This window comes from Streptomyces sp. 130, from assembly GCF_007096885.1.
Lineage (GTDB): Bacteria > Actinomycetota > Actinomycetes > Streptomycetales > Streptomycetaceae > Streptomyces.
The window spans coordinates 151,773-176,486 of the sequence record NZ_VJNO01000003.1 but is presented as its reverse complement, the minus strand read 5'-3'; the positions used below and the strand labels follow the sequence as shown (position 1 = coordinate 176,486).

24 protein-coding genes are annotated in these 24,714 nt (G+C 73.5%); 11 read left to right on the top strand and 13 right to left on the bottom strand.

The window, feature by feature from the left end; genetic code table 11:
• Window positions 1–5 precede the first annotated feature (5 nt).
• The 3 genes from FKN01_RS04680 to crtI are packed head-to-tail and all read right to left on the bottom strand — an operon-like array spanning window position 6 to window position 3,536.
• On the bottom strand, window positions 6–1,013 hold the full coding sequence (locus FKN01_RS04680; protein ID WP_143616653.1) for a DUF5914 domain-containing protein: 1,008 nt from the start codon (window positions 1,011–1,013) through the stop codon (window positions 6–8).
• Complete coding sequence (locus tag FKN01_RS04675; RefSeq protein WP_143616650.1) at window positions 1,010–2,002, bottom strand: phytoene/squalene synthase family protein; 993 nt, start codon at window positions 2,000–2,002, stop codon at window positions 1,010–1,012. The genes FKN01_RS04680 and FKN01_RS04675 overlap by 4 nt, the downstream gene beginning before the upstream one ends.
• A complete protein-coding gene (gene crtI, locus FKN01_RS04670; RefSeq protein ID WP_143616648.1) occupies window positions 1,989–3,536 on the bottom strand; it encodes a phytoene desaturase family protein in 1,548 nt (515 codons plus the stop codon). The genes FKN01_RS04675 and crtI overlap by 14 nt, the downstream gene beginning before the upstream one ends.
• A 268-nt stretch (window positions 3,537–3,804) precedes the next feature.
• On the opposite strand from crtI, the gene FKN01_RS32440 reads away from it, so the two are divergent.
• The 5 genes from FKN01_RS32440 (at window position 3,805) to FKN01_RS04650 (ending at window position 8,138) form a co-directional block, all read left to right on the top strand.
• A complete protein-coding gene (locus FKN01_RS32440) occupies window positions 3,805–3,972 on the top strand; it encodes a hypothetical protein (RefSeq protein WP_185992742.1) in 168 nt (55 codons plus the stop codon).
• Window positions 3,973–4,051: 79 nt separating this feature from the next.
• On the top strand, window positions 4,052–5,095 hold the full coding sequence (locus FKN01_RS04665; RefSeq protein ID WP_143616646.1) for an ABC transporter substrate-binding protein: 1,044 nt from the start codon (window positions 4,052–4,054) through the stop codon (window positions 5,093–5,095).
• Window positions 5,096–5,173: 78 nt separating this feature from the next.
• A complete protein-coding gene (locus FKN01_RS04660; protein WP_143616644.1) occupies window positions 5,174–6,178 on the top strand; it encodes an iron ABC transporter permease in 1,005 nt (334 codons plus the stop codon).
• Window positions 6,175–7,248 (top strand): iron chelate uptake ABC transporter family permease subunit, encoded by a 1,074-nt coding sequence (locus FKN01_RS04655; RefSeq protein ID WP_143616642.1) that lies wholly within the window; start codon window positions 6,175–6,177, stop codon window positions 7,246–7,248. The genes FKN01_RS04660 and FKN01_RS04655 overlap by 4 nt, the downstream gene beginning before the upstream one ends.
• Window positions 7,245–8,138, top strand: a complete 894-nt coding sequence (locus FKN01_RS04650) for an ABC transporter ATP-binding protein (protein WP_143616640.1) — start codon at window positions 7,245–7,247, stop codon at window positions 8,136–8,138. Before FKN01_RS04655 ends, FKN01_RS04650 begins: the two co-directional genes overlap by 4 nt.
• A 9-nt stretch (window positions 8,139–8,147) precedes the next feature.
• On the opposite strand, the gene FKN01_RS04645 is transcribed toward FKN01_RS04650, so the two are convergent.
• The 3 genes from FKN01_RS04645 to FKN01_RS04635 all read right to left on the bottom strand — a co-directional run bounded on the left by FKN01_RS04645 (window position 8,148) and on the right by FKN01_RS04635 (window position 10,460).
• Window positions 8,148–9,290, bottom strand: a complete 1,143-nt coding sequence (locus FKN01_RS04645; RefSeq protein WP_143616638.1) for a PP2C family protein-serine/threonine phosphatase — start codon at window positions 9,288–9,290, stop codon at window positions 8,148–8,150.
• Between the two features lie 77 nt (window positions 9,291–9,367).
• A complete protein-coding gene (locus FKN01_RS04640; protein WP_143616636.1) occupies window positions 9,368–9,901 on the bottom strand; it encodes a hypothetical protein in 534 nt (177 codons plus the stop codon).
• A 205-nt stretch (window positions 9,902–10,106) separates the two neighbouring features.
• Window positions 10,107–10,460 (bottom strand): hypothetical protein, encoded by a 354-nt coding sequence (locus FKN01_RS04635; RefSeq protein WP_185992741.1) that lies wholly within the window; start codon window positions 10,458–10,460, stop codon window positions 10,107–10,109.
• A gap of 187 nt (window positions 10,461–10,647) precedes the next feature.
• Here FKN01_RS04635 and FKN01_RS04630 point away from each other — a divergent pair, with 187 nt between their 5' ends.
• Both FKN01_RS04630 and FKN01_RS04625 read left to right on the top strand, forming a co-directional pair.
• Window positions 10,648–11,742: an SMI1/KNR4 family protein gene (locus FKN01_RS04630; protein ID WP_143616634.1), complete on the top strand. Its 1,095-nt coding sequence runs from the start codon at window positions 10,648–10,650 to the stop codon at window positions 11,740–11,742.
• Between the two features lie 139 nt (window positions 11,743–11,881).
• Complete coding sequence (locus FKN01_RS04625; protein WP_143616632.1) at window positions 11,882–13,156, top strand: hypothetical protein; 1,275 nt, start codon at window positions 11,882–11,884, stop codon at window positions 13,154–13,156.
• Window positions 13,157–13,325: 169 nt separating this feature from the next.
• Here FKN01_RS04625 and FKN01_RS04620 read toward each other — a convergent pair whose 3' ends face one another.
• The 4 genes from FKN01_RS04620 to FKN01_RS04605 all read right to left on the bottom strand — a co-directional run bounded on the left by FKN01_RS04620 (window position 13,326) and on the right by FKN01_RS04605 (window position 17,722).
• A complete protein-coding gene (locus FKN01_RS04620; RefSeq protein ID WP_143616630.1) occupies window positions 13,326–14,495 on the bottom strand; it encodes an aromatic ring-hydroxylating dioxygenase subunit alpha in 1,170 nt (389 codons plus the stop codon).
• Between the two features lie 180 nt (window positions 14,496–14,675).
• Entirely contained in the window at window positions 14,676–16,286 is a 1,611-nt protein-coding gene (locus tag FKN01_RS04615) for an MFS transporter (RefSeq protein WP_143616628.1), read from the bottom strand.
• Between the two features lie 141 nt (window positions 16,287–16,427).
• Entirely contained in the window at window positions 16,428–16,898 is a 471-nt protein-coding gene (locus FKN01_RS04610; protein WP_143616625.1) for a MarR family winged helix-turn-helix transcriptional regulator, read from the bottom strand.
• Between the two features lie 122 nt (window positions 16,899–17,020).
• A complete protein-coding gene (locus FKN01_RS04605) occupies window positions 17,021–17,722 on the bottom strand; it encodes a VOC family protein (RefSeq protein ID WP_143616623.1) in 702 nt (233 codons plus the stop codon).
• Window positions 17,723–17,825: 103 nt separating this feature from the next.
• On the opposite strand from FKN01_RS04605, the gene FKN01_RS04600 reads away from it, so the two are divergent.
• The 4 genes from FKN01_RS04600 (at window position 17,826) to FKN01_RS04585 (ending at window position 22,367) form a co-directional block, all read left to right on the top strand.
• Window positions 17,826–19,406, top strand: coding sequence for an amidase family protein (locus tag FKN01_RS04600; RefSeq protein ID WP_143616621.1), 1,581 nt, complete (start codon window positions 17,826–17,828; stop codon window positions 19,404–19,406).
• Window positions 19,407–19,812: 406 nt separating this feature from the next.
• Window positions 19,813–20,649, top strand: coding sequence for a sugar nucleotide-binding protein (locus FKN01_RS04595; protein WP_143616619.1), 837 nt, complete (start codon window positions 19,813–19,815; stop codon window positions 20,647–20,649).
• Entirely contained in the window at window positions 20,646–21,641 is a 996-nt protein-coding gene (locus FKN01_RS04590; protein WP_398931018.1) for a hypothetical protein, read from the top strand. The genes FKN01_RS04595 and FKN01_RS04590 overlap by 4 nt, the downstream gene beginning before the upstream one ends.
• A gap of 171 nt (window positions 21,642–21,812) precedes the next feature.
• On the top strand, window positions 21,813–22,367 hold the full coding sequence (locus FKN01_RS04585; RefSeq protein ID WP_260696765.1) for a hypothetical protein: 555 nt from the start codon (window positions 21,813–21,815) through the stop codon (window positions 22,365–22,367).
• A gap of 87 nt (window positions 22,368–22,454) precedes the next feature.
• Here FKN01_RS04585 and FKN01_RS04580 read toward each other — a convergent pair whose 3' ends face one another.
• The 3 genes from FKN01_RS04580 to FKN01_RS04570 form a co-directional block, all read right to left on the bottom strand.
• Window positions 22,455–23,756: a replication-associated recombination protein A gene (locus FKN01_RS04580; RefSeq protein WP_143616615.1), complete on the bottom strand. Its 1,302-nt coding sequence runs from the start codon at window positions 23,754–23,756 to the stop codon at window positions 22,455–22,457.
• A 79-nt stretch (window positions 23,757–23,835) separates the two neighbouring features.
• Window positions 23,836–24,204, bottom strand: coding sequence for an MmcQ/YjbR family DNA-binding protein (locus tag FKN01_RS04575; RefSeq protein ID WP_143616613.1), 369 nt, complete (start codon window positions 24,202–24,204; stop codon window positions 23,836–23,838).
• On the bottom strand, window positions 24,201–24,587 hold the full coding sequence (locus FKN01_RS04570) for an MmcQ/YjbR family DNA-binding protein (protein WP_143616611.1): 387 nt from the start codon (window positions 24,585–24,587) through the stop codon (window positions 24,201–24,203). Before FKN01_RS04570 ends, FKN01_RS04575 begins: the two co-directional genes overlap by 4 nt.
• Window positions 24,588–24,714 lie beyond the last annotated feature (127 nt).

Genomic DNA, 24,714 nt, shown 5'->3' with positions numbered 1-24,714 from the left:
GCGCGTCAGCCCGGGAAGCGCCCCGTGCTGCGCAGCGCCCAGCGCCGCTCCGCGTACGCCAGGTCGTCCACCCACAACCGCCCGGCCGTGTGCCGCATCAGCGGCCTCAGCACCGGGGCGGCGGCCCGCGCGACCGCGAAGCCCGGCCGGTCCGAGGTGGCGAGCGTCGCCTCGACGACGGCGGTGCGCGGGTGCCCGTGGTCCGGGCGGGTCAAGGGCGTCGCGTGCGTCTCCACGACGGAGGACACGCCCTCGCCGTCCGTGATGCGCATGACGACGGTACGCGGCCCCGGCGCCGTGAACTCGGCCCGCACCGGGACCACCAGGCGCCCGCCCACCCGGAAGGAGACGTCGACCACGAAGGCGTCTTCCTCGTCGCCCCCCGGCTCACGCACGACCGACAGATCGAGGAACGAGTACGGGTGGAACCAGGAGCCGTGCCACGGGTCGAGCCGGTTGGCCACCACATCCTGCGGTTCGCACCGCCCGACCGCCGTGAACACCGCGTCCACCGCCCCACCGCGTGCGGGCCGTACCGGCACCAGGGGCCGCTCGGTGGGCTCCTCGCCGCCCACCTCGTCCAGCCGCACCCACACGAGTACGCCGTCGTCGTGCACCGGGAAGGGCTGCCAGCCGGCGAACGGGGCCCCGTCCAGGGCGAGTCCGTGCCAGTGGCACACCAGTGTGCCGCAGACCACCCGGCTGTCCCGCAGCGGTGCGCCCAGGTGCGGGCAGATCCCGGACCCGGCCCGCAGCTCACCGCCCTCCGTGCGCCAGAGCACGACCTCCGTGCCGCCGACCGTCCGGCCGTACGGGCGGTCGCCGACGCGCACTTCGCGGGAGGCGCCCACCACGTACCAGTTGCCGGACGGGCGCGCCGTCGCCCGCTTCAGCGCCGCGGCGACGAGCGCCGGCCGCGCATCCCGCCACGTGGGCTCCTGCGCCGCCCAGCCGGGGCCGGAACCCCGCCACCGCAGCGGCGGCGACCACCGCCTCCCGTTCCGCCGGCTCATCGCACCGGCTCCTTCCGCCCGGCTTCCGGTCCGTGGGCCACCGCCCCGCCACGGCCGCGCGCACTCCACCGGGCCCCGGCCACGCGCAGCACCCCGACGGCGGCCGTGGCGGCCCGCCGTCGCCGGGAGACGACGGCACGGCGGTGCAGGACGCGGTAGTCCTGCCCGGCGACCGCGTCGAGGATTCCGCCGTAGAGGGTGAACGCCGCGCGGATGCACGGGCGCACCCGTGGATCGAGCATGCCGATGCCCGGCTCCGCCGTCCGGTACACCCCCCGCGTCAGCTCCGTCGCGGCCACCAGGGCGGCCCTGATGCGCGGGTCGCCGCGCCCGGTGCGCCGGCTCCACTCCAGCAGCGTCCGGTCCACGCCGTGGGCGGACAGCAGGTCGCCGGGCAGGTAGACGCGGCCCCGGTCGAGGTCCTCGCCCACGTCACGTACGAAGTTGGTGAGCTGGAACGCCACCCCGAGCGCGGCGGCGTGCGGCTCCGCCTCCTGGCGGGGCACGACCGTACCGAGTACCGGCAGCATCTGCAGACCGATCACCGCGGCCGAACCGTGCACATACCTCTGCAGGTCGGCATAGGTGGGGTAGTGGGTGACGGTCAGGTCGGCCCGTATCGAGGACAGGAAGTCGGCGAAGAGGCCGTGGCCGATCTCGTACCGCGCGGCGGTGTCGGCCACGGCCCGGACCACCGGTTCGTCGCCCGTGCCGGTCCTCAGGCCGTGCGCCAGGTCGCGTTCGAGGCGCAGCAGCAGCCGGTCGCGTTCGGCGGGCGTCCGGTGCCGGTCCAGGTCGTCGACGATGTCGTCGGCCCAGCGGGCGAAGCCGTAGAGGGCGTGCACCGCGGACCGCCGCTCGGGCGGCAGCAGGCGGGTGGCCAGGAAGTACGTACGGCCGTGGCGGGCGTTGAGCTCCCGGCACCGGGCGTACGCGGTGCGCAGGCCCGGGTCGGTGATGCCGGCCGCGTCCAGTTCACGACGGGTCATCGGCACCTGCCCTGGCCAGCGGGGTGGTGCGTGCCGGGCGCGGCCGGAGCCCGGCGGCGCCGGTGATCCGGGCGGCGGCCAGCTTGCCGCTGATGAGCACCGTCGGCACGCCGACACCGGGAGTCGTGCCGCACCCCGCGAGCACCGCGTTCTCCGTCCCCCGCACCAGGTTGCGCGGACGGAACGGACCGGTCTGGGCGAAGGTGTGCGACAGGGAGAACGGGCTGCCGGCGGCGTGGCCCCGGGCCGTCCAGTCGAGCGGGGTCACCAGGAGCTCCTCCTCGATGCTGTCCGCGAACCCGTCCAGGCCCCGGCGTTCGAGTTCGCGGACCAGGGTGTCGCGGTAGCGCGGGCCGAGTTCCGCCCACGCGGTGGCCGGGGGGCCGGCCGTGGTGTTGGGACACGGGGCGAGGACGTAGTGCAGATGGCGGCCCGGGGGCGCCAGGGACGGGTCGTGCGCCGTGGGGCGGGTGATCAGCAGCGAGGGGTCGCTCATCAGCTTGCCCGTACGGGTCAGCTCCTCGAACGTCCGCTCCCAGGCGGCGCCGAAGGAGAGGGTGTGGTGCGCGAGGTGCGGCCAGGTGCGGCCGGTCCCGGCGTGCAGGACCACGGCGGACGGCGAGTGGCGCGGCCGGACCGGACGCAGCGGGCGGCGCCCCAGCAGCCGGTAGGCGGCGGCCGGTTCGCAGGTCAGCACCACCGCGTCGCAGGGCACGCGCTCGCCGGAGGCCAGGCGCACGGCCCTTACCCGTCCGGCCGAACGCTCCAGTGCGCTCACCTCGGCCGCCCACCGCAGATCGGCGCCCGCCTCGGCCGCCGCGTCGGCCATGGCCCGGGGCAGTGCGTGCATCCCGCCCTTCGGGAACCAGACGCCGGCCACGGTGTCCATGTAGGCGATCACGGCATAGGCGGCGAGCGCCCTGGCCGGGGCCACACCCGCGTACAGCGCCTGGAAGGAGAAGACGCGCCGCAGCCGTTCGTCGGAGAGGAAGCGGCCGATCCGGCCGTCGAGGCGTCCGAACCCGCCCAGCGCCGCGAGCCGGGCCAGGTCCGGGTGCAGCAGCCCGAACGGCGAGTCGAAGTTCGTGTCGATGAAACGGCTCATCTGCGCCCGGTACAGGCGTTCCAGCCACCGCCGCAGGTCGCGGTAGCCCGCCGCCTCCGCCGGTCCGGCGAAGCGCCGCACCTCCGCTTCCATCGCCTCGCCGTCGGTGTGCACGTCCAGCGAGGACCCGTCCGCGAAGCAGGCCCGGTACGCCGGACGCAGGGCGGTCAGTTCGACCCGGCGGTACAGGCTGTCACCCACGGCGGCGAACGCCTCGTCCGCCAGGTGCGGCATCGTCAGGACCGTGGGGCCGGTGTCGATCTCGAACCCGCCCAGCCGCACCCGCCCCGCCCGGCCCCCGGGACCCGCGTCCCGTTCGACCACGGTGACCCGGCGGCCGGCCCCCAGCAGATGCAGGGCGCAGGCCAGTCCGGACAGGCCCGCGCCCACCACGACGACATGGCCCGTGGGCCCCGGCACGGCCTTCACACGGCCTCCCGTCCGGCGGGCCGGGCATGCGCGGCCCCCCTCTTCGCTCTCGCACGCCCACCGGCCTCCTGCCGGAACGCGTATCGGGCGATCTCACCCCGGCCGCCCGCGAATGCGGGGCCCGGGGCGCCGTGTCGCCCCACGCGTCCTCCGGTCGGCGTACGTCCAGGGAGCGGGGGAGCCGGGCACGGGCTCTTCGCGTACCGGAAGGCCCTACGCCACCGCCGGGCTGCCGAGTGCGGCACGGAGCGCGGCCTGCCGGGGCCGGGTGGGGCCGGCCCGCGGCGGCCTCGACCGCATCGGCTGCGCCGAACGCCTGCGCACCGCCTACGGCCTGCCGGTGTGCCTCCGCGCCGACGACGTGCGCCGCGCCCGGTCGGGGGGCTGGGCGCTGATCACTCGCCCGGAGGCGTGCCTCGGCCGGCTGGGTGGGTGAATTCACCCAAGTGAGATGCGTATAAGGTGTGCCTTACCTAACGGTTCAACGCTGAACAAGCGACGCTCTTGGAGTACTCATGCTCTTCCGAAGGCACGGTCTGGCCGCGGCTTCCGTCGTCCTGGTGGCCCTGGCCTCCCTGTCGGCCTGCGGCAGCGACAGCGGCCCGGCGAGCGGATCCACCGCCTCCGGGGCGGCCAAGGACTCGAAGTCGGTGGCCCAGGGCGGCAAGGACTTCGGCGACGCGGCGGCGGAGACCGCCGCGATGGGCACGGACGCCAAGCCCGGTCAGTGGCCGCGGACGATCCGCCACGCCATGGGCAGCACGGTCGTCGAGCACCGCCCCGAACGCGTGGTCGTCCTGGACGTCGGTGAGCTCGATAACGTTGTCTCGCTCGGCGTGAAGCCGGTCGGCCTCGCCCCGAGCGAGGGCTCCCCCGAACTGCCCGCCTATCTCAAGGACGACGCGGGCAAGCCGGCGAACGTCGGCACCATCAACAGCCTCAATCTGGAGGCCATCGCCGCGCTCAAGCCCGACCTCATCCTGGGCAGCCAGCTGCGCGCCGCCAAGTCCTACGACGAGCTGTCGCAGATCGCGCCGACCGTCTTCTCCATCCGCCCCGGCTTCACGTGGAAGGAGAACTACCTCCTCAACGCCGCCGCCCTCGACAAGACGGCCGCGGCCGAGAAGAACCTCGCCGCGTACGAGGCGAAGACGAAGGACCTCGCGGCCCGCCTCGGCGCCGACAAGCCGACCGTGTCCATGGTGCGCTTCATGGCCGAGGGACGCATCCGCCTCTACGCCAACGACTCCTTCATCGGCACCATCCTCAAGGACGTCGGCATTCCGCGGCCCGAGAACCAGGACATCGCCGACCTCGCGGCCGAGATCAGCGCCGAGAACATCGACCAGGCCGACGCCGACTACATCTTCACCGGCGTGTACGGAAACCCCAAGGCCACGCAGAAGAGCGAGGTCCAGCGCAACCCGCTCTGGAAGAACCTGAACGCCGTCAAGAAGGGCCACGCCTTCGACGTGCCGGACGAGACCTGGTACCTCGGGCTCGGTGTCACCGCGGCCGACACCGTCCTGGACGACCTGGAGAAGTACCTCACCAGCTGAGACGTCGCGGCGCCCGCCCGGGCGCCGCGCTCTCCCGTCCGCAGAAGCACCCGCGAGGAAGGAAAGTGAGTGCGGCACATGGCGCGAACCGATCGGCGCCGCCTCGTCCACCTGACGCTGTGTCTGGCACTGCTGCTCGTCGCCGCGCTGCTGAGCCTCGCGGTGGGCAGCCGGGCGGTCCCGCCCGGCGAGGCCGTCTCGGCACTCCTGCACGGCGGCACCAGTGACAACGCCCAAGTGGTCAGGGCCATGAGGGTCCCGCGCACCGTCATCGGGGTGCTCGCGGGCACCGCGCTCGCGGTGGCGGGAACGGTGATGCAGGGCATCACCCGCAACCCGATCGCCGAACCCGGCATCCTCGGCGTCAGCCAGGGAGCCTCGGTCGGCGTGGTGTGCGCCATCACCTTCTGCGGGGTGCACACCCTGACGGGGTACATCTGGTTCGCGTTCGCCGGTGCCGCCCTGGCCGCCGTCGCGGTCTACGCCGTCGCGGCCGGCGGCTACCGCGGCGCCTCGCCCGTGAAGCTCGCGCTCTCCGGCGCCGCGATGAACGCCCTGCTGGGCGCGGTGGTCTCCGCCGTCGTCACCACGGACGCCCGCGCCCTGGACGAGTTCCGGTTCTGGCAGGTCGGCTCCATCGACGGCCGGGGCCCCGACGTCATCGCCCAGATCTGGCCGTTCGTCCTGGCCGGGCTGGTGCTGAGCGCGGTGCTGGCCCGCGGCCTGGACGCGCTCGCCCTCGGCGACGAGGCCGCCAAGGGCCTCGGGCACAACGTGGGCCTGCTGCGCGTGGGCGGCGCTGCCGCGGCGACCGTGCTGACCGGCGCCGCGGTCGCCGCCGCCGGACCGATCGCCTTCACCGGACTGGCCGTCCCGCACATCGCGAGGGCCCTGGTGGGCACGGCGCACCGGTGGGTGCTGCCGGTCGCGGCCGTGCTCGGACCGGTGATGATCCTGCTCTCCGACGTGCTCGGCCGCATCGTGTTCCCGCCCTCGGAGGTGCCGGTCGCCGTGATGACCGCGCTGCTCGGTGTCCCGTTCCTCATCGCCCTCGTACGGCGCAGGGCGGTGGTCGCCGCATGAACCGCACCGCAGTGGCCCCGCCCCGGGTCAGGCCGGCCGGGCACGCCGTGCTGCGCCCGGGACGCGCCAGCTTCCTCGTGCACCGCAGGGCGGCGCTCGTGGCCGTCGCGCTCGCCGCCGCGCTGCTGGCCGCCGTGGTCGCCTACCTGTGCGTCGGCGAGTCCTTCGTGCCGCCCGGCTCGGTGGTGGACGTCCTGCTCGGCAGGCCGAGCCCGGACACGTTCGTCGTCGGCACGCTGCGGCTGCCGCGCCTGACGGTCGGACTGCTGGCCGGACTCGCCTTCGGGGTGGCCGGCGCCCTCATCCAGACCGTGGCCCGCAACCCCCTGGCCAGCCCCGACATCATCGGGGTGACCCACGGGGCGGGAGCCGCGACGGTCGCGGCGATGAGTTTCGGCCTGGCCGGCTACACCGCACTGCCCTACGTGTCCGTCGCCGGCGGCCTGGCGGCGGCGCTGCTGGTGTACGCCTTCGCCTGGCGCCGGGGCATGCACGCCTCGCGCTTCGTGCTCATCGGCATCGGGGTCTCCGTCGCGCTCGGCTCGCTCACCCAGCTGTTCCTCACCAAGGGCGACTTCCTCGTCGCCCAGCAGGCGAAGGTCTGGCTCACCGGTTCGCTCAACAGCCGGGGCTACGAGGACGCCGCACCGCTCGCGACGGTCCTGCTCCTCGCGATTCCCGCAGCGCTGTGGGCCGCCAGGGCCCAGCGGGGGGCGTCCCTGGACGACGACACGGCGGCGTCGCTGGGCATCCGGCTCGACCGGGTGCGGCTCGGGCTGACCGCCCTCGGCGTCGTGCTGGCCTCCGTGGCCACCGGGGCGTGCGGGCCCGTCGACTTCGTCGCCCTGCTCGCACCGCAGATCGCCCGCCGCCTCTCCCGTACGCCGCAGACCCCGCTGCTGTCCTCGGCGCTCACCGGCGCCCTGGTGGTCGTGGTCGCGGACCTGCTGGCCCGGCGCCTGTTCTCCCCCGTCGAACTCCCCGTCGGCGTCCTGACCGCAGCGGTGGGCGCCCCTTACCTGATGTGGCTGATCGCCCGCGGCCGCAGCCGTTCCGGAGGCACCTCATGACCCGCAGCCGACTCGCCGCCCGGTCCCTGACGCTGGCGTACGAGGACCGCACCGTCGTCGACGGGCTGGACCTGGACATCCCCGACGGGCAGGTCACGGTCATCGTCGGCCCGAACGCCTGCGGCAAGTCCACGCTGCTGCGCGCCCTGGGCAGGCTGCTCAAGCCGAGCGGCGGGTCCGTACTGCTCGACGGCGCGGAGCTCGCCGGGCTGCCCGGGCGCCGGATCGCCCGGACGGTGGGTGTGCTTCCGCAGAGCCCCGTCCCACCCGACGGCATCACGGTCGCGGACCTCGTGGCGCGTGGCCGCCAGCCGTACCAGAAGTGGTGGCAGCAGTGGTCCGAGGCCGATGAACGCGCCGTCACGCAGGCCCTGGAGCACACCGGCACCGCCGCGCTCGCCGACCGGTCGGTGGACGAGCTCTCGGGAGGCCAGCGGCAGCGGGTGTGGATCGCGATGGCCCTGGCGCAGGAGACCGAGATACTCCTGCTGGACGAGCCGACCACGTACCTCGACATCGCCCATCAGGTGGAGGTGCTCGACCTGGTGCGCCGCCTCAACCACGAGCGCGGTCGCACCGTCGTCGCCGTGCTCCACGACCTCAACCAGGCCGCGCGCTACGCCGACCACCTCATCGCCATGCGCGAGGGGCGGGTCATCGCCCAGGGGCCGCCGTCCGGCATCGTCACCGCCGGCCTGGTCCGAGAGGTCTTCGGCCTGGACGCGACCGTCGTCCCCGACCCGGTCACCGGCAGCCCCCTCGTGGTGCCCGGCGCGCCCTGGCGGCCCGCCGGCGACGGCCGGGTGACGGGGGCGCCCGGGCCGGCCGGCCCGGTGCCGCCCGCCCCCCGGCTGTCCGAGACCGTGGCGGGGCAGTCCGACGAGGCGTAGCCGGTGACCTCAGGGGCGAGCCGGCCCCGGCCCGCGGAGCGGGGCCGAGGGAGCGGCGGCGTACCCGATCGCGATCATGGCCGCGTCGTCGTCCAGGGACCCGCCGGCAAAGCGCAGCAGATCGTCGCGGAAGCGCTCGATGAAGGAGTCCGGGTCGCCCTCGGCCCAGCCGGTGACGCGCTCCGCGAGCGGGTAGAAGGCGCGGGAGGCGTCGCGGGCCTCGGTGACACCGTCGGTGTACAGCAGCAGAAGGTCGCCGGGGACGAACCGGAAGCTGTCGATGTGGTAGCGCGGACGCGACAGGCCGCCCAGCCCCAGCGGGGGAGCGGGTGAGGCGGCGTCCATCGTCAGCGGCCGGCCGTCGCGCAGCACGACCGGCGGGGGATGCCCGCAGGAGACCATGTGCACCCGGTCGTGCCGGTCGGGGATCTCCAGGACGGTGGCCGTGATGAACGACTCGCCGGGGCCGGCCCCGTCCGACTCGGGCAGCCCCCAGGACACGCTCTCGTCCAGATGGGCGACCAGCTCGCCGAGGCTCGCCCCGTCCCGGGCCGCGGCGTGGAACGCGCCGAGCAGCAGCGCCGCGTCGCTGACCGCGCTCATCCCCTTGCCCCGTACGTCACCGATGATCAGCCGCGTCCCCGTGCCGGTGCGCGCCGCCGCGTACAGGTCCCCGCCGATCTGCGCCTCCGCCTCCGCCGCGAGGTAGAGCGAGGCCGTGCGCAACGGCCCGAGACGCCGGGGGAGCGGGGGCAGGACGACCCGCTGGACCGCCTCGGAGACGTACCGCACCTGCTCCAGCTCCCGGGCGCGGCGCTCCCGTACCACGCAGAAGACCACGAGGCAGATCCCGACCAGCGCCAGAGCCGCGATCTGCGCCTCGTGGTTGGCCGAGAGCAGTTCGTCCGGATCGCGCAGCACCCCGACCGCCGTCTGCGCGATCACCGCCAGCGCGGCCACCAGCCCGACCGCCCGGGGGCCGCCGATCGAGGGGGTGATCGCCGGGGCGGCCACGAGCAGCGGGCCCAGATGGATGTCGGGCGGCGCGAGGACGTCGACCAGGAAGACCGCGACGATCCAGGCGATGGGGACAGCGAGCAGTGCCCGGCCTGCTCGCAGCGGCCGGCGGCGTCTTTCGGCGTGCTGCGGCATGACTCCTCTCTACACCGCACCCGCCCGGCCCGCACCGGCAGACGCGCGGGCCCGGGCCGGCGGGCGGGGCACGTCCCTCAGAGAAGGGTGACGGTGAGCAGCCCGGTCTGCTGGGTGATGGTGGAGTTGAGGCAGTCCAGAAGCCCGAGGCTCGGGTAGACGGCGATGCGTTCGGAGACCGAGCCCACGCCGTAGCCGGCGGTGACGGTGCCCGTGGAGGTGACGATCTCCTGGTTCGCCGCGTGGACCACGGTGGTGACGGGGTAGGTGATGGTGCTCGTCTGCCCGTCGGACCAGTGGTAGGTCACGACGTTCTGCACGAGCGTGTCACCGAGCCCCTGGGCGAGGCAGCTGACTTGCTGGTCGAAGACGGTGTGGGCGGTGCCGGAGGTGAAGGGACCGGCGCAGCTGCCGCCGCCGGCCGTGCCCAGCTTCTCGGTGACGCTCTGCGAGGTGGCTCGGGGGAGCGGGCCGAGCGGCGGGGAGTAGTCGACCGTGACGGAGCCCGTGCACGACAGCAGGCTCGTGTCGTCGGCCGAGGCCGGGGCGGCGGTGACGAGGGCACCGGCGAGGGCGAGGGCGCCCGCCAGGGACGCGGCGATGGTGCGCATGGTGTTCTCCTCGGGGATCGGCCCCCGGAACGTCCGCGGTGCGGCCGGGTGACGTAACCGTCCCCGTGCCCAGCTGATCGTCATGCACACGACGCGCCGGATTCACCCGTGGCGACGGCCGCCCGTCCGCGCGGTGCCCTCAAGGCCTCGCCACGCGCGAGGGGCTGTGCCCGTGACACCCGGGCACAGCCCCTCGCCTGCTGGGTCAGGAGAACATGACGGACCTCAGGAGCAGCCGGTCGGAGGCGCCCCTGCCCGGCGGCAGGACGTAGTAGGTGTCGCCCTCGCAGTCCGCGTCCAGGAAGACGACGGCGGTCGCGTCCGTGAGGTTCCTGGGCGCCCGCGAGGGGGCACCGGGCACGGACGCGGGGGCGTCCAGATTGACGCACCGGCCGCTTGCGGGGTTGTTGAGGAAGCCGACGGCCTCGTACCCGTCCGCCGTGGTGTACGAGTACCGGAACTGGCCGGTCGCGGCCGAAGCGGAGCCGGGCACGGCCACGAGAAGCACGGCCGCGCCGGCCGCCGCGCCGAGAGCCTTGGTGAGAGAGCGGAGGGACACCGGGAATCGACCTCTTTCTTGTTGTCCTTCGGGTCGGTGCCAGGGATGCCCCCGCCGCCGGGAAGCCAACACGGATTCCCCCGATCGGGGGCCGTCGAATCGATTCTCCCCGGGCGAATGGCCCACCCCTCCAGGGATGTTGCCCCCCGCCGTCCGCCGGTCCGGGGTGTGATGCGAGCGTAGGACCATGACCGCCGACGCGCCGCCGGCCCGGGTCACCCGGGCATGGGCCCGGATCCTGGAATGGCTCGCCGATTACACCCCGCCGTCGTACGCGGCCCTCCGGCCCGGCGCGTCCGACGACGAGACGGCCGAGCTGGAAGTGCTCCTGGGCGCGGACGTCCCGGAAGAGCTGAAGGCGTTGTGGCGGCTCGCGGCCGGCGAGGACGGTGTGAACGGCTCGGGACTCATGCTGGGCGACTGGGCCCTGATGCCGCTCGACGCCGTGGCCGAGGTCCACCGGCGGCAGATGGCGCTCCGGGAGGAGCTAGGCGCGGACGGGCCGGCGCCCTGGGAGCCCTCGTGGATCCCGTTCTGCTCCCGCGACCCCGCCGACACCGTCTCCGGCCTCTACCTCGACGGCCGCACCGGCGAGGTGTACCGCTGGAGCGGAAACGGGGAACGCGACCGGCGGTACGAGTCGCTGCCCGCCTACCTCGAACTCATGGCCGTCAGCCTGGAAGCCCCCCTGACGGCGGCGGGCCCGGAGAAGCCCGGCACCCTGCACGGCGCCCTGGTCTGGGGACCGCCGGACGGCGAGAGCGGCGAGCGGTGGACACGCCACCTCGGCCAGGCCCCGCCGCGCCATCCCGCCAAGACCCTCGGCGCGATCCGCGAAGCCCTGCCCCGCGACGAGCGCGACGGGTTCGACGAGCGGCGCGACGCGCTCGACCTGGCCGATCCGGACGCCGTCGCCGCCTTCCTGGACCACTGGTGGGGGCACGCCGTGGCGGCCCAGGAGAAGCTGGAGGACGACGTCGCCTCCGCCCTGCGCGGGAACGTCATGGCCCAGCCCGGCCGCGATCTGGCTCCGCAGCACGAGGCCGCGCTGCCGCCCGCGCTGCGCCACAGGCCGCCGGCCTTCGACGACATCCGGGACGCCCTGCGCCACGAGAGCGTCCGCGCGCGCTTCGACCAGGACCTGCTGAACGCGATCCCGCCGCACTTTCCCGCGCTGCTGCTGCGCTGGTGGGACATCGCCCGCCTGATGGCCGACCCCCGCGGCGACCGGGCCGTGCGCGCCGTGGTGAGCGGCCGCCACGACGCCCGGAAGGCTCGGTAGCCCCGGGGCGAGACGGCCCGGCCCCGGGGTTCCGGCCGCTCACGGCACATCCCTGGCCAGTTACGCCCTCACGCCGCGACTCCGGTGGCCGATACATTGACCGGTCCGGACCCGTACACCTGAGGGGGAGAACGCAACGATGCGACCCATGCGCTTACGCTCCGGCAGCCGCTTGGCCGGATTACTCGTCGCGGTGACCGCCACGGCGACGGCCCTGGCGGCCACCGCGATCGGCCCCGCCGCCGCACCGGCTTCCGCGGCACCCGCCGAAGCGACCTCGCCGCAGCCCGGAGACGCCTGCACGAGGGCCGATCTCGGCACCCGCCACCCGTACATCACGAGCACCGAAGTGTCCCCGGCGATCACCCACTTCAAGGGCTGGTACGTCACCGAGGGCACCACCGGCGAACAAGCCGTCACGACCACCACCGAGACGACCATCACGGTCTCCGTCGGCCTCGACGACACGATCGAGGCGAGCTTCGCCGTCGACACCCTCAACAAGGCCGGCGTGACCGTGGGCCTGAGCGTGAAGCTGGAGTCCTCCACCACGAGCACCGAGTCGAACGCGGTGACCTGGAACTTCAACCAGCCCGGCTACTACGGTGTCTACAAGGGCACCAAGAAGGTCACCGGCACCTACGGAAGCCTCAACTGCAACCGCGCCCAGCAGTCCGACGGCAGCTGGGCACTGCGGTGGACCGAGGGCCCCGGCAGCGGCGGCTTCACCACGTACACCACCCTCGAGGAGGGCGCCGTCCGCTGCCAGGACCAGGTTCCCGCCGGGAGCGTCATGGCCAAGGCGCAGTCCCTCCTCGACTGCGGCTCGCCCACCGCGAAGGCCGCACACCCGGCGGGCGCGGTGGAACCGGCGGCGAAGCAGGCCGCAGAGCGCCTCGCGGCGCACGCGGCTCCCGCGGACGGCCCGTCCGCCGAGCGGCCCGGGGCCGTCGCGCGTGCCGCACTGAACTGCCAGCCCACCGTGTACAAGATCGAGGTACCCGGCAAGCCCCTGTCCTGGGGCGCACCGCTCCTCGCGAACGACGGCGTCCGCCTGCGGCCCTCCACGATCTTCAGCGCCCACCTGGACAACTGGCGGCTGTGCGACGTGACGGAGAGCAACGGCGTCCTCGAAGCGACCCTGTGGAACTGGGGCAACGGCGGCTGCGCGACCGTCGCCGCACCGGACGCCTCCACCGAACGCGCGATCCTGACGACGGCCTCCTGCGCGGAGGACGACCTCCAGCGGTTCTACATCTACCGCGACGTACCCGGCAGCACGTCGATCGGCGTGCAGAACAAGTACACCGGCTCCATGATGGGCCACGACCGCTACGCGGACGGCGAGTTCGTCCGCCAGTACTCCAGCGGCAGGCAGGACGGAACGGGCACGTACAACCTGACCGGAGTCTGAGGACCCGGCCACCCCGCGGCCCCGCAACCGAACCTCCGGCTCGGGTGCGGGGCCGCGGTGACACCGGGCGGTTCAGCTCACGGCCGCGCCGCTCACCCGGCCGGGCCCGAAGTACCGGGCGGCCACGGAGACCGGCGCGGGCAGGGGCCCGCCCGCCACGCGCCCGGGGTCAGCGCGCGGGCGTCGCGTCCGTCCGCAGCGGCTCCGCGTCCGCGCTCCCGCAGATCCCGGCCCCGCCGCCGCAGGGCCCCGCCCCGCGCGGCCCCGCGGAGACGGCCAGCGGGACCCCGTTGGCCCGCAGCGCCTCGCGTACGTCCAGGATCAGCGAGAACACCTCGTGGTTGCGGTCCTCGCCCTGCTCGTCCCACGCCCGCTGTTCCGCCTCGACCGCCATGCGGTCCTGCGCGAAGATGCGCTCGGTGAAGCGCCTGATGAGGGGCGCGGCCACAGTGAGCACGGCCGGCACCCGGGGCTTCTTGATCATGAGCAGCCCGTAGACGTGGCAGGCGCGCTGGTCGGCGCCCACCGGCACGTACACCGCCCAGAGGCTGAAGACCGGCTCGTCGGCCCCCTCCGGCACCAGATCGAGGGTCTGGTACGGGTACTCCGTGCGAATGGTCATCACGTCGCGCGAGCCGCCCGCGATCCCCTCGGCCGCCAGCACGCTCGCGCCGGCGTTGCGTTTGCCTCCGGCATGCGTGAACAGATACCTGGCCTCCACCGACCGTGCGTCGCTGTGGTGACCGATGAGCTCGGGGCGGAGCCGGCCGACGACCCCCTGGTGCAGGAACTGGTGGTTCATGTCCAGCAGGTTCTCGTGCATGAACGAGTAGTGGCAGCGCACGGTCCGCGAGTACGTCAGCGTCTTGTACTGCCGCGAGCTGAAGGCGGGCAGATCCGGCAGCGCCGTCGCCCGTGCCTTGTCCGGATCGCCGGGGAAGACGAACACCAGGCCGTACGCCTCGCGCACGGGGAAGCTGCGCACACCCCGGGGCGGCCTGCGGTCGTCCTTCGTCAGATACGGGATCTGCGAGATGCGCCCGTCACCGCGGTAGGCCCACGCGTGGTACCGGCACCGCAGCACGTCACCCTCCACGACGCCCATGCTCAGCGGCACCTGCCGGTGCGCACACCGGTCCTCCAGCGCGTGGACCGCCCCGCTCCTGCCCCGGTAGAGCGCGAGACGCTCACCGGCGAACACGGCGGCGACCACCTTCCCGAGCCGTACGTCCCGGGTCAGCGCCACCGGGTACCAGTGATCCGGATCAGCGCCGACGCACCGCAGATCCACAGCCCCGGACAGCCCTGCCCGCACCACGTCCGCGTCGGTCTCCTTCATGCCTCTCCCTCACAGCTGGGTCACACCGCCCTCCTCATGATGGCCGCGCCGGCCCCGGCCGCCCCGTCGAGCGCGTCCGGACCAGTGACGGCACGGAGGTATATGGCCGCCCGAGCCCCACCGCCACCCTGGTCGGGCGGGGCGGGGTCCAGTCGCTCATCGGCTCATGACCTCATGCCGTCATCCGTCGGCCGCCTCCAGGTCCCGGGCCGCCTCAGGGGCTCGCCGTACGCCCGCGACCGCCAGGAGCATGCCGATGACGGCCAGTACGGCGGAGACGAGCGCGGCGGCGTGCACGCCGTTCATGAACGCTTGGTGGCTGCCCTCGGCCACCGCGTCCCTGAGCTGGTCCGGCATGTGCGCCGAGACCGGGGCGACGCCCATGGAGACCGCGTCCTTGGCCTCGGCGAAGCCCTCGGCCCCGGCCGCGGGTACGCCGGCCGCGGTGAGTTCGCCGGTGAGGGTGGAACCGACGCGGCTGCTGATGAGCGACACCAGGACCGACGTGCCCAGGGCGCCGCCGATCTGCAGGGCGGTGGCCTGCAGGCCGCCCGCGACGCCGCCGTCTTCCACCGGCGCGTTGCCGACGATGGCGTCCGAGGAGGAGGCCATGACCATGCCGACGCCCAGACCCAGCGCGACGAACGGAGGCCACAGCGCGGAGTACGAGGACGTGGCGCTCCAGCCGAGCATCACGAAGCAGGCGGCGGCCTGCAACGCCATGCCGAGCGGCATCGTCAGGCGCGGGCCGAACCGCTGGGTGAGCACGGCGCCCAGGGGAGAGGCGACGACGGAGGCGAGGCTGAGCGGCAGGGTCCGTACGCCGGCCTCGACCGGCGTGAAGCCGCGCACGTTCTGCAGGTACAGCATGACGAAGAAGATCACGCCGAGCAGGATGAAGAAGTTCAGCGCGGTGATGACGGTCCCGATGGACAGCGCCGGGTTGCGGAACAGACGCATCGGCAGCAGCGGTTGCGCCGCCCGCGTCTCGTACCAGCCGAACAGCAGCAGCACCGCGACCCCGGCTCCGATGGCCCCGAGCGTGCTGCCCGACGCCCAGCCCCACGTCTCGCCCTTGACGACACCGAACACCATGGCGAGCAGGCCGATGGCCAGCAGCACCACGCCCGGCAGGTCGAACTTCTCGCGCGCCGCGGCGGCGTTGCGGGTCTGCGGCAGGACGGCGACGCTGAAGACCAGGGCCAGCACGCCGATCGGGGCGTTGATGTAGAAGACCGACTCCCAGTTCACATGCTCGACCAGCAAGCCGCCCACGATCGGCCCGAGCGCCGTGGAGACGGAGGAGACCATGGCCCAGATGCCGACCGCGATGCCGAACTTCCGCGGCGGGAAGACGGCGCGCAGCATCCCGAGCGTGTTGGGCATCAGCAGCGCGCCGAAGAACCCCTGCACGGCGCGGAAGGCGATGACCCCCTCGATGGAGCCCGCGAGGCCGATGGCGACGGACGCGGCGGTGAAGCCGGCGACGCCGATCAGGTAGAAGGTACGGCGTCCGAACCGGTCGCCCAGCTTGCCGCCGAGGATCAGCGCGGCGGCCAGGGCCAGCAGATAGGAATTGGTCACCCACTGCAGATCGGCGGTGGTGGCGCCGAGGTCCCGGCCGATCTCGGGATTGGCGATGGAGACGACCGAGCCGTCGAGACCGACCATGAACAGCCCGAAGGCGACAGCGATCAAGGTCAGCCACGGGTTGGCGCGCACACCGCCCGGACGTGACCCGGCGGGGGAGCCGGCCAGGGGCGCGGGGGAGCTCAGAACTTCGGAGGGCAAGGCGGTTCAGTCCTTCGGAGGGACGTGTGCCGACACACACGCGCGGAGAGAGGTGACGGCCGCCGTCATGAGCGACGGCGGCGCGAAAGAGGAGGTGCGAACGAGGCAGCGCACCCCTGGGACCGGGGCCGTACGGACGGCCTACTGGTCGGAGTGCAGCCGCTCGGCGAGTGAGTTCAGCGTTCCGAGCGCCGCGCCGAGAGCCTTCAGATCGCCGTCGGTCATGGTCCGCAGCGCGCCCGCGATGTGCGCGCCCATCAGCCGGTGCACCTCGGCCAGCTCACGCCGCGCCTTCGCGGTGAGATGCAGATGCGCGACCCGCTTGTCGGCGGGGTCCTGACGCCGCTCCAGAAGCCCTTGCTCGGTGAGCTGCGTGACGAGCGCACTGACGTTGTTGGGCTTCATGAGCAACGACTCGGCGGCCTTGCGCACCGTGACACCCTCGTGCGCCTCGACGTGCCGCAACAGGGCGAGCTGGGCCTCCGGCGGCTTGGGGGCCGCGAATTCCTGCCCCACGCGCCGTTCCAGGGCGCGCGACAGCGCGGGCAGGCACGCCACGAGGCCGGAGGCCACCTGGTTGATGCTCTGCGCGGACGCGCTGTTCTGACTCACGCCGGCGAGCGTAGGTATCCAGAGATACCTATGTCAAGGTAGGTAAGTGGGTGATGGTCCCCTCCGGGGCCGCCGTGGGGGCCGGTGCTGTCCGTGCTCCGCGGCGGCTTCCGGGCCCCGGCTCACCCCCGTAGCTCCCGAAGGCGTTCGAGGTCGTCGCGCGCCGTCTCGCGCTCCTGTGCGCTGAGCGGGACGGCGGCGGCCCGGGCGAGCGCGGACGCCGCGGTCGCGTCGTCACCGAGGCGCCCGGCGGCATCCGCACGCAGCACCAGAAGGCGCAGCAGCTGCACGGGCGTGGGCGATTCGTCCCCCAGGCCCAGCACCCGGTCGATGATCTTCGCGGCACTCGCGGGATCGTTCTTCGAGTCCGCGAAGAGCGACGCGTGATGCAGGGCCCGGGCGAAGGTCTCCTCGGGAGCGGGCCGGTGGTGCTGGTCCCGGCTGGTCTGCCGGCCTATGCGCAGGCAGTTGCCGGCCGGATCGGTGACGAGGAACTGCCTCGCGCCGTACGAGGTGTCCTTCAGCGGCCCCACGCGGGGCAGCCCCCGCGTCGGAATTTTGCCGTACGCGGCTTTGAGGCCGCTCCGGAAGGACGCGTACAACCCGTCGACGTCATCGGTCCGGATGTAGCACGTGCTGTACGACGCGGCAGGGTCGTACCGCTTCAGGCCGAAGAAGTGCAACTGGATGTCGCCGCGCTCCACCACCGCGTACGGGTTGGGGCTCACCTGCTGGAAGGTCGTCTCAAAACCCAGTGCGGCGTAGAAGTCGAGCACGGGCCGGATGGTCCGGCACGGCAGGATCGGGATCGTCTTTTCGCTCATGCCTCCAGACTAGCCAAATTTGAATAGTGGGGTGGGGTCTTTGCCGGGGAAGGGGGTGAGGGCCTCTTGTGCCGCACGGTCGGCGTGTAGTGGGGTGTCCGCCATGAAGATGAGAAGCATGGCGGCCCTGACCGCGATCCTGGTCGTGGCCCCGTTAGTCGCGGTGGCGCCCGGTCCGCGGGCCGCCGCTCAGTCCCGCCCCGGCGGCTCGGCGCCATCCGCCGAATCCACGCTGGTCGGCGGCATCGACCTCGACACGGTCACCATCCCCGAACTGCAGGCCCGCATGGCCCGCGGATCGCTGTCCTCGGTCCGGCTCACCCTCGCCTACCTGCGGCGGATCGAGGCCGTCGACCCGAGGATCAACGCGGTCCTGCACACCAGTCCCACCGCCCTGGGGCAGGCGGCGGCCAGCGACATCAGGCACCGCCTCGGCCGGACGCGCGGTCCGCTGGACGGCATCCCCGTCCTGCTCAAGGACAACGTGAACACCCGCGACATGCCGACGACCGCCGGCTCCCTCGCCCTGGCCGGGAAGCCGCCGGCGGCCGACGCGGACCTGGTCGCGAAGCTGCGGGCGGGCGGCGCGGTGATCCTGGGCAAGGCCAATCTCTCCGAGTGGGCCAACTTCCGTGCGGCGAAGCCCACGTCGGGCTGGTCGGCGGTGGGCGGCCAGACCCACAACCCGTACGTCCTGGACCGCAACCCCTGCGGCTCGTCCGCCGGATCGGCCGCCGCGCTCGCCGCGTCGCTGGCACAGGTGGCGATCGGCACCGAGACGGACGGCTCCATCGTCTGCCCCGCCGGGATGAACGCCGTCGTCGGCCTCAAGCCGAGCCTCGGCGTGGTCAGCCAGTCGGGCGTCGTCCCGATCTCCGCCGAACAGGACACCGCCGGCCCCATGGCCCGGAACGTGACCGACACCGCGCTCACCCTGTCGGTCCTCAGCGGCGGCGACCCCGCCCCCGGCCTCGGGGACGCGGCGGCCCGCCCCGGTGCGCTGCGCGGCAAGCGGATCGGCCTGTGGCGGCTGCCGGTGCTCGGACCCGAGGTCGACGCCCTCATGACCCGCACCGCCGAGCGGCTGCGGGCCGCGGGCGCCGAGGTCGTGGAGGTGGACCTGCCGTACCAGGAACGCCTGGCCGAACTCGAATTCCCGGCCCTGCTCAGCGAGTTCCACCGGGACATCGACGCCTACCTCGCGACCAGGAAGGGGCCGCGCGACCTGGCCGAGCTCATCGCGTTCAACCGGGCCCACCCGCGGGAGCAGACCTGCTTCGCCGGACAGGAGCTCTTCGAGCAGGCCCTCACCGCACCGCCCACCACCCATCCCGAATACCTGGCGATGCGCGCCGAGTTGACGGATCTGTCCCGCCGGTCCATCGACGAGGTCATGGCCGGACACCGCCTGGACGCGATCGCCTCACCGGCGAACCCGCCCGCGTGGACCACCGACTGCGGCCGGGGCGACAACGACGTGATCCCGTCGTCGACGCCCGCCGCAGTCGCCGGCTATCCCTCGCTGTCGGTGCCCGCCGGCTTCGTGGGCGAACTGCCGGTCGGGCTGCTGCTCATGGCGGGCAGGAACCAGGACGCCGGCCTGCTGTCCCTGGGCGCGGCGGTGGAACACCGGCTGGACGGCCGGCGCGCGCCCCGATACCTGCCGACGCTGCCGACCGGCTGAACGGGGACGCGGCGCGGGACGCGGCTGAGTGCGTCGACGTGTGGGGCTCAGCAGCGAGGCCCATGAGGGGCCCGGCGGCCACGGCAGGCCATCGCCTCATGGCGGCTCGGGCCCAGGCCGGGCCCGCACTCGCCCTTCGTGCCGCCGGTGCGTCGCCAGGCTCCGCCCGGCGTGCGCTGTCGCTGTGCGCGGTGGCGTGCCCCCGTTCCGCCGACGCCGGCCGGCGCCGCCTGGCCGGCCGCCGGCTGACCCTTCGGCGGACGGGGCGGACCGGTGACTCACCGCCCGCTAGGGGGAGTCCGCCGTGTGCGGGCTCCCCAGGGCGAAGCCCAGGCCGTTGCCGGCCCCGCCACAGACCGCGGTAGCGGCCCCGAAGCACCCGCGGGGCCCCGTAGCGTGGGGCGGCATGACAGTGCTGATCATCGGCGGCAGCGGCCTGCTGGGCTCCGAGCTGGTGCGCCGGGCCGGCTCCTCGGACGGGCCCCCGGCTGCCACCTACCATTCCCGCCCCGGCGACCCGGCCCGGGCGCTCTGGCACCACCTCGACCTCCGGGCCCCGCGTCGCCTGGAAGAGCTCCTCGACACCGTGGCCCCGGCCGCGGTGATCAACGCGACGAGCGGCGGGGCGGACTGGGCGGTCACCGCCGAAGGCGCCGCCCGGCTCGCCCTGGCCGCCGCCGAGCGCGGCATCCGCCTGGTGCACGTCTCCAGCGACGCGGTGTTCTCCGGCGCGTCCCGCGACCCGTACGACGAGTCCTGCCTCCCGGACCCGCTCACCCCGTACGGGGCCGCCAAGGCCGCCGCCGAGACGGCCGTACGCGTCATCGCCCCCGACGCGGCCGTCGCCCGAACCTCGCTGATCATCGGCAACGGCCGCTCGGCGCACGAGGAGTTGGTGCACGCCCTGGCCGACGGCACCCGGGAGGGCGCCCTGTTCACCGACGACGTCCGCTGTCCGGTACACGTGTCGGACCTGGCCGCCGCCCTGTGGGAGATCACCCGCTCCGACGCCGCCGGGGTCTTCCACCTCGCCGGCCCGGACGCCGTCAGCCGCCACCGGCTGGGCGAGCTCATCGCGCGCCGCGACGGCCTCGACCCCGCGCGGCTGCCGTCCGCCCGCCGGTGCGATACGGGACTGCCCGGCGGGATCGACGTACGACTGGACTGCCGTGCCACGCAGCGGAGGCTCGAAACCAGGCTCCGGGGCGCCCGCGCATTCCTGAGCGGAGCGGACCGGGCATGACCAGGACCACGCCGGCCAGACCGGTGTCCGTGGAAGCCGTGTTCCCGGAGCTGGCGCCGTACCGGGCCCGGACGACCCGGTTGCACCCCCGGCCGGGGCGCCCCGGCGTACGCGACAGTCACATCGGCGGGCCGATGCTGTGGCCGGCGGACGAACCGTGGCCGCTGTGCCACGAGCCGCACCCGGCCGAGATCCAGGGGTACGACCCGGAGGAGATCCGCGGCGCCCGGGCCGCCGGGGTGGGGCCGCCGGGCCGGCCGCGGTCCCGCGCGCGATCCGCCGCGGACCACGGCCCGGCACCCCTCGTGGGGCTGGCCCAGTTCTTCCGCCGCGACATCCCGGGCCTCGGCTGCGGGCCCGGCGGCACGGACCTGGTGCAGCTCTTCCGCTGCCCGTTCACCCACGGCCCGTACCTGGAACGCCGCTACCATCTGCGCCGACGACGGGCCGCTCGGACCGAGCGGGCGGAACGCCTCCTCGCCGTACCGCCCCGGGCGCCCCTGCTGCGGTGGGAGGACGAACTCCCCGAACCATGCGTCCTGCACCCGGAAGAGGTGGACACCTACCCCTGGGCGGAGGGCGACACGCTGCCCGCCTCCTTGATCGCACGCATCGACGCATGGGACGACGCACAAGTGGCGGAACACGGACCGGATGCCCCGAGCTACCAGTACGACCTGTCGATCCCTCCCGGCTGGCGTGTCGGCGGGTACCCCAGCTGGGCGTCGACGGGCCCGATGGCCATCGGCTGCGCGTCCTGCGACACGCCCATGCGGCTGCTGCTGACGGCTGACAGCTGCGAGATGGACGGCGGCTCGCACAGCTGGACGCCACTGGAGGACCGGGACCCTCTGCTGAAGGGCAGGGCATCGATCCGGGGCGGCGTCTCAGTCGTGCGGCCCACGCGGCTCCGCTTCGGCCGGGACCGCGATCTGCACGTCTTCGTCTGCCCGGTGGAGTCCGGACACGCGCCCCGGTGGGTCCTCGCGTAGTCCGTCGCCCCGGGACTGACACAGACGCTCGGTGGATCCTTGCGCGTGCGAAGAAAGGCATCTGCACCACTTAGTGGTGAACCTTGCTGCTATGTCCCTTGAAGCGGGGCCCAGTTGGAAAGGCTCGCCGTGCGCCTCAAAGAGGCGCACGGCCAACCCGAGGAGAAGACCTTGAAGCGAGTCCCGTTCCGCCGTTCCGCCGGACTGATGGCCGCCGCCGCGGCCCTGATCGCCGGCCCCGCCCTGTCCGCTCACGCCACGACCCCCGCCGCCCCGGGCGGGCAGCAGACCTACGCCGCGCAGGCGCGGGCCGCCGGCCTCACCGACCAGCAGGCCGGGGAACTCCAGCAGCGGGTCGACGCGGTCCGCGCCCAGGAGCCCCGGGCCCGCCAGACCTCCGCGAACACCCTCGCCGTCCCCGCCGGCACCGTCACGATCCCGGCCCCCGGACAGGCCGAAACCCGCAACCTGGCCTCGCCCGGTACGGCCCTGGCCTGCGCCAACGGGCACCTGTGCATCACGGACGGGCGCGGCTACACCTACGACTACTACTACTGCGGCTACTACGAGTTCGACGGCGTCGGCGACGGCACCTTCAACAACAACCAGACCTCGGGCACCCGCGCCCGCTTCTACAACAGCGACGGCAGCGAACGCTGGTCCCACGTGGCCAAGGGCACCGGCACCGCCTCCTGGACCCCCGTCTTCTACGTCCGCCCCTGCTGAACCCGGCACCTCCCCCGCCCCGGCGCCCGGGGCGGGGGAGGCCGTCCCCGCCGAAGCCGACCCTCAAGTCGGGCCGGGAGGCGGGCGTTACTCATTTCTGCGAGCACGCAGGGCGGCCCAGTGGCGCAGGCGCTCGGTGATCTGGGCTTCGTAGCCGTTGCGGGTGGGCTGGTAGTACGTCTCGCGGTCCATGCCGTCGGGGAAGTAGTCGGCGCCGGAGAAGCCGTCGGCGGTGTCCGGGTCGTACTGGTACTCCTTGCCGTAGCCGAGGTCCTTCATCAGCCGGGTCGGGGCGTTGAGGATGTGGGCCGGTGGCATGAGGGAGCCGGTGCGGCGGGCGGCACGGTGCGCGGCGTTGAAGGCGCGGTGGACCGCGATGGACTTGGGAGCGGTGGCGAGGTAGACCACGGCCTGGGCGATCGCCAGCTCGCCCTCGGGGGAGCCGAGCCGCTCGTAGACGTCCCAGGCGGCGAGGGTCTGCTGGAGGGCCTGAGGGTCGGCGATGCCGACGTCCTCGCTGGCGAAGCGGACCAGGCGGCGGGCGACGAACAGGGGGTCCTCGCCGCCGTCGAGCATGCGGGCGAGCCAGTACAGGGCGGCGTCCGGGTCGGAGCCGCGCATCGACTTGTGGAGTGCGGAGATCAGGTTGTAGTGGCCCTCCTGTGCCTTGTCGTAGAGCGGGGCGCGCTGCTGGACGTGGTGGGCGAGCGCGGCGGTGTCCACATTCTCCCCGGTGCCGGGGAGGGTCTGGAGCTGCTCGGCCATGTTGAGGAGGTAGCGGCCGTCGCCGTCGGCCATGGCGATCAGGGCTCGGCGGGCGTCGGCGTCGATACGGAGCGGGTGGCCGGTGAGCTGTTCGGCGCGGTCGAGGAGGGTGGACAGGGCGGCTTCGTCGAGGCGTTTGAGGACGAGGACCTGGGTGCGGGAGAGGAGGGCGCCGTTGAGTTCGAAGCTGGGGTTCTCCGTGGTGGCGCCGATCAGGATGATCGTGCCGTCCTCGACGTAGGGGAGGAAGCTGTCCTGCTGGGCGCGGTTGAAGCGGTGGATCTCGTCGACGAACAGCAGGGTGCCCTGGCCGATGCCGCGCCGGTGTTGCGCGGCGGCGAAGACTTTGCGCAGGTCGGCCACGCCGGAGAAGGTGGCCGAGACCGGTTCGAAGGCCAGGCCGCCGGCGTGGGCGAGGAGCCGGGCGATGGTCGTCTTCCCCACGCCGGGCGGCCCCCACAGGATGGCGGAGCTGAGGCGCTGCCGGGCGACCATGCGGCCCAGCGGGGCGTCTCGGGTGAGGAGGTGGTCCTGCCCGACCACCTCGTCCAGTCGGGTGGGGCGCAGACGGTCGGCGAGCGGACGCGCGGGCTCCTCGTCGAAGAGCGGCAGGGTCGGTTCCATGGATCTCTCGGTCGGCTGCGAGCGGGTACGGAGCGCCGGCAGGTGTCGGTTCAGCCGTTGGCGGGCGCGCTGAGGGTGCTCATCGTGGGCGGGGGCGATCGCGTCGCGGCAGTCGCTCGACGACCAGGTCGTAGGAGTCCTCGACCACCTCGGTGACGAGACGCTCGGTGATGCCGGGTCCCGGCCCGAGCGTGATCCAGTGGCGTCTGTCGAGGTAGCGGCCCGGCGTGATCGAGGCGTGGGCGTGCATGTGGGCGGAAGCGTGTTCGGGTTCGCATTTGACGGTGATGATCTGCTCGTCCGGGTCGTCGGTGACGATGAGGAACACCTTGCCCCCGACCTTGTACACGTCGAGCAGGGGGGTGAAGGGCCGTGAGTGGCCGACGCCGGGCAGGGCGAGTGCCGCCTCGCGAGCGGTGTCCTGGAGCCGGTCGCCGGGCGCGCTCACCGGGACGCCCGCGTGCCGCCGGCGTAGGTGTGCGGGTCGACGGGCTGCTCGGCCCGGGGCAGGTGGGCGACGACGAGCCGGTAGGACTCGGTGACGAGCTCCCGGACCAGCCTCTCGTCGATGCCCTCCCCGTCCTCCAGCGTGATCCAGTGCTTCTTGTTCATGTGGTAGCCGGGGGTGATGTGGCTGTTGTGTTCCCGCAGGGCGAGCGCCTCGCCGGGCTCCGACTTGAGGATCACGACGGGCCGCCCGGGCACCTCGGTCATCAGCATGAACACCTTGCCGCGCACCTTGAAGACCTCCCAGTCGTCCCCGAAGGGATGCCCCAGCTCGGCTCCGGGAAGCTCCTGCGCGAAGCCGGCGGCGGTCCTGTGCAGAGTCATGGGGCGTTGTCCTCCTTGACGTGACGGCGGGTCGCGGCGCTGAAGACCGCCGAGTACGTCCCCCGCAGTCGCGGCGGCGCATCTCCATCCTTGCCCGGAAACCACCGAAAACGGGCAGTAGACTGCG

Coding starts and splice junctions, on each gene's coding strand:
- FKN01_RS04675 (WP_143616650.1), bottom strand. CDS start 2,002: ATGACCCGTCGTGAACTGGACGCGGCCGGCATCACCGACCCGGGCCTG.
- FKN01_RS04600 (WP_143616621.1), top strand. CDS start 17,826: ATGAAGATGAGAAGCATGGCGGCCCTGACCGCGATCCTGGTCGTGGCC.
- FKN01_RS04640 (WP_143616636.1), bottom strand. CDS start 9,901: ATGCGCACCATCGCCGCGTCCCTGGCGGGCGCCCTCGCCCTCGCCGGT.
- FKN01_RS04590 (WP_398931018.1), top strand. CDS start 20,646: ATGACCAGGACCACGCCGGCCAGACCGGTGTCCGTGGAAGCCGTGTTC.
- FKN01_RS04650 (WP_143616640.1), top strand. CDS start 7,245: ATGACCCGCAGCCGACTCGCCGCCCGGTCCCTGACGCTGGCGTACGAG.
- FKN01_RS04580 (WP_143616615.1), bottom strand. CDS start 23,756: ATGGAACCGACCCTGCCGCTCTTCGACGAGGAGCCCGCGCGTCCGCTC.
- FKN01_RS04595 (WP_143616619.1), top strand. CDS start 19,813: ATGACAGTGCTGATCATCGGCGGCAGCGGCCTGCTGGGCTCCGAGCTG.
- FKN01_RS04570 (WP_143616611.1), bottom strand. CDS start 24,587: ATGACTCTGCACAGGACCGCCGCCGGCTTCGCGCAGGAGCTTCCCGGA.
- FKN01_RS04630 (WP_143616634.1), top strand. CDS start 10,648: ATGACCGCCGACGCGCCGCCGGCCCGGGTCACCCGGGCATGGGCCCGG.
- FKN01_RS04620 (WP_143616630.1), bottom strand. CDS start 14,495: ATGAAGGAGACCGACGCGGACGTGGTGCGGGCAGGGCTGTCCGGGGCT.
- FKN01_RS04645 (WP_143616638.1), bottom strand. CDS start 9,290: ATGCCGCAGCACGCCGAAAGACGCCGCCGGCCGCTGCGAGCAGGCCGG.
- FKN01_RS04625 (WP_143616632.1), top strand. CDS start 11,882: ATGCGACCCATGCGCTTACGCTCCGGCAGCCGCTTGGCCGGATTACTC.
- FKN01_RS04680 (WP_143616653.1), bottom strand. CDS start 1,013: ATGAGCCGGCGGAACGGGAGGCGGTGGTCGCCGCCGCTGCGGTGGCGG.
- FKN01_RS04665 (WP_143616646.1), top strand. CDS start 4,052: ATGCTCTTCCGAAGGCACGGTCTGGCCGCGGCTTCCGTCGTCCTGGTG.
- FKN01_RS04660 (WP_143616644.1), top strand. CDS start 5,174: ATGGCGCGAACCGATCGGCGCCGCCTCGTCCACCTGACGCTGTGTCTG.
- FKN01_RS04655 (WP_143616642.1), top strand. CDS start 6,175: ATGAACCGCACCGCAGTGGCCCCGCCCCGGGTCAGGCCGGCCGGGCAC.
- FKN01_RS04605 (WP_143616623.1), bottom strand. CDS start 17,722: ATGAGCGAAAAGACGATCCCGATCCTGCCGTGCCGGACCATCCGGCCC.